Here is a 2650-nt window from a genome sequence, read left to right on the forward strand (position 1 = left end):
TTTCAGTTCCCCAATCAAAGATTACCTTAACCGCAGAAAGGCCCACAGCGGAAGACGATCGCACTGCTGTTACCCCTGGAGTTCCGTTAATCGCACTTTCGATCGGCAGTGTTACCAAAGACTCGATTTCTTCCGGCGCGAGACCCGGTGCTTCCGTCTGAATTTCGACTTGCGGGGGTGCAAAAGGAGGGAAGACATCAAGGGACATTTGGGGGATGATATACAATGTCCAAAGACTAATAATAATGGTAGCGATAACGACTAGCCAGCGGCGGTTAATTACCCATCTAAGAATTGTGCTGAACATTTTAGGATTTTATAGAGGTGATGACTACCAGCCACCGTTGGGCGATCGACCATTTAACAATAAAATTTAGCAGATATTAAAGGCTCCGACTGCCGTAGCTTTTCCCGCGATTCCTTGGATGAACAGTGTTAAATAGCCATTCTATTTAGCTTGACACCCAAAAATGAAATTAGGATGAAATCTTTTAACTTCCAATCCGGATTCATAAATCATGTAAAATCTAAAATCTCACATATAACCTGGGTTGCTCTTTTTGACAAAGCAGTTTACAATAGTTGGTATGCAAGCACCAAAACACTACTCGCACGCCCCAATCACCGAAGCCTTGATTGATATACAAGTTAAACTTCCACCAGAAGTTAAACTTGACAATTTGGCGCAGGTGTACTCCAGCATTCAGGCTGAGTATCCTCAGCGTGAAGAGGTGTTACTTTTTCAGGGACAAATGATGGCAGGTGCTAGTGTTGGGGCAACAGCCAGCCAATCTCCAATTGGCTATATAGCCTCCCGCGGCGACCAAAAACAAATTCTTCAACTGCGTTTAGATGCTTTCGCATTCAGTCGGCTTGCCCCTTACGACTGTTGGGAAAATTTTCGGGAAGAAGCAAAGCGACTGTGGAATATCTATCAGTCGGTGACACATCCAGAAGCAATTGTTCGTTTAGCACTCAGGTATATTAACAGGCTAGATATTCCTTTACCGATTGGCGATCTCAAAGAGTATTTGAGGACATTTCCGGAAGTTGCCCCTGACTTGCCACAAGGATTAAGTGGCTACTTTATGCAGCTACAAATTCCGCAAGAAAACTTGGGAACAATGCTGGTTATTAATCAAGCAATAGTTCCACCTCCCACACCAGATTGTGTTTCTATAATATTGGATTTAGACCTATTTTTGGAAGGGTATATTCCTCATGATGAAATAGGGCTTTGGCACATTTTAGAACAAATGCACGAACAAAAAAACATAGCTTTTGAAGCTTGCATTACAGAACGCATAAGGGAGTCGATTAACTGATGGCTACAATTACCCCCCTACGTCCTAAGGGCGTTTCACTATCACCAAAATTGCTGGTGTTAGAGCCAAAACCCACAGCTCAATTACAAAGTCCTGAAGGCCGAAAACTTGCAGCACTAGCTGATGAAGTGTTGCGGAATTTAACAGTTGTCAAACAATACTTACAAACTCTAGAAAGCATGGGCGAAATAGACTGGCAGCCAGTACCGCCAAAGCGTTCGGAACGAGTAATGATGCGTGCTCAGTTCAAAGGGCGTAAAAAACCTCTGCCGTATATTTTCGATGAAGAATGATCGTAGAACCTTTCTGGGTGCAGGTGAATGACTCGACTCTCAGGCAAGGTGATTACCTGCCTGGGTGTCTCGTACCAATACCAGTATTTGACCCAACAAATTTTGGAAAAAATAGTGAAATTAAAGACGTACAAATAGAAGTTAATGAACTAGATCTAATTGTTCTCACCCACAGCTGCGATCTGGATAATAAAAAAGTAGCTCAGGTAGTGCTGTGTGTAATTTACCATATTTCAGAATTTGAGGAAAATAACGAAGCATTTAAGAAAAAAGGACAATGGAATGAAGTTTTAAAAGGGAGGACAGAAGGTTTGCACCTGCTGGCATCACCAACGAACCCAGATAATAACAAAGAATCACTGGTTGTAGATTTTAGAGATATCCAAACCTTGCCTTACGAATATGTGTTGAAACACGCTAGTAATTTAAACGATCGCTGGCGATTAAAATCTCCTTACCTAGAACACTTTTCTCAGGCATTTGCACGTTTATTTATGCGAGTTGGTTTACCATCGGCTATTCCGCGTTTTTAAGTCATTTTATGTAGGTTATAATGGCTAGACTAAAGAAAATTTTTACTTTAAACTCTTGGCTTCTGTCTCTTGAGTTTTAACGTGATGGTTGTCATTGTGTAACAGCAATTCATCGTCCCAGGTGGATGCAGAGGCGGAAAAATTATTGTTTCCGGCATTGTTTCCAGAATCCGCTGCTATTGCTGGCAATTTGCGCCGATTTCCCCACAACACGCCGGCTGTGAAAGTTAGAAATGCGATCGCAACTCCTCCCCCTATTCCCGCCCACCATAAAGACACGGGTAAATTATTAAAATTAACCTCTGTTACCTTTGGAGTTGCCTTTTTCTTTTCCTCGTCTTTTGAGGGCTTGCTGCCACCCCGCAAAGATTGTGCGTAAAGTTGAGGTGCTCGCTGCGTTACTATCAAATCTCCCTCGAATAAACCCCTCTTCACTTCAACTAAATCTCCGGCAGTTTGACCGAGTTCAATTTCAACAGCTTGATAAGCATTGCCATTT

General features: G+C 42.5%; 4 protein-coding genes and 1 pseudogene. 3 read left to right on the top strand and 2 right to left on the bottom strand.

What is annotated here, in order from left to right; all coding sequences use genetic code 11:
• Window positions 1–307: efflux RND transporter permease subunit (locus ACUVJL_RS31035; RefSeq protein WP_445249346.1), on the bottom strand; the 307-nt coding region annotated here is incomplete at its 3' end.
• Window positions 308–587: 280 nt separating this feature from the next.
• Here ACUVJL_RS31035 and ACUVJL_RS31040 point away from each other — a divergent pair.
• The 3 genes from ACUVJL_RS31040 to ACUVJL_RS31050 are packed head-to-tail and all read left to right on the top strand — an operon-like array spanning window position 588 to window position 2151.
• Window positions 588–1325, top strand: a complete 738-nt coding sequence (locus tag ACUVJL_RS31040) for a TIGR04255 family protein (RefSeq protein WP_445249347.1) — start codon at window positions 588–590, stop codon at window positions 1323–1325.
• Window positions 1325–1618, top strand: coding sequence for a hypothetical protein (locus tag ACUVJL_RS31045; RefSeq protein WP_445249348.1), 294 nt, complete (start codon window positions 1325–1327; stop codon window positions 1616–1618). Before ACUVJL_RS31040 ends, ACUVJL_RS31045 begins: the two co-directional genes overlap by 1 nt.
• Window positions 1615–2151 carry a hypothetical protein gene (locus tag ACUVJL_RS31050; RefSeq protein WP_445249349.1) on the top strand — a complete coding sequence of 179 codons (537 nt, stop codon included), beginning with the start codon at window positions 1615–1617 and terminating at the stop codon, window positions 2149–2151. Before ACUVJL_RS31045 ends, ACUVJL_RS31050 begins: the two co-directional genes overlap by 4 nt.
• Before the next feature lie 42 nt (window positions 2152–2193).
• Here ACUVJL_RS31050 and ACUVJL_RS31055 read toward each other — a convergent pair.
• Window positions 2194–2650 (bottom strand): annotated as a pseudogene (locus tag ACUVJL_RS31055) (efflux RND transporter periplasmic adaptor subunit); the annotation flags it as partial.

This window comes from Microcoleus sp. OTE_8_concoct_300 (assembly GCF_031383065.1).
In the GTDB taxonomy this organism is placed as follows: Bacteria; Cyanobacteriota; Cyanobacteriia; order Cyanobacteriales; family Microcoleaceae; genus Microcoleus.

What these genes read in the sequence shown, in the direction of transcription:
- ACUVJL_RS31040 (WP_445249347.1), top strand. Translation starts at nt 588, where the DNA reads ATGCAAGCACCAAAACACTACTCGCACGCCCCAATCACCGAAGCCTTG.
- ACUVJL_RS31045 (WP_445249348.1), top strand. Translation starts at nt 1,325, where the DNA reads ATGGCTACAATTACCCCCCTACGTCCTAAGGGCGTTTCACTATCACCA.
- ACUVJL_RS31050 (WP_445249349.1), top strand. Translation starts at nt 1,615, where the DNA reads ATGATCGTAGAACCTTTCTGGGTGCAGGTGAATGACTCGACTCTCAGG.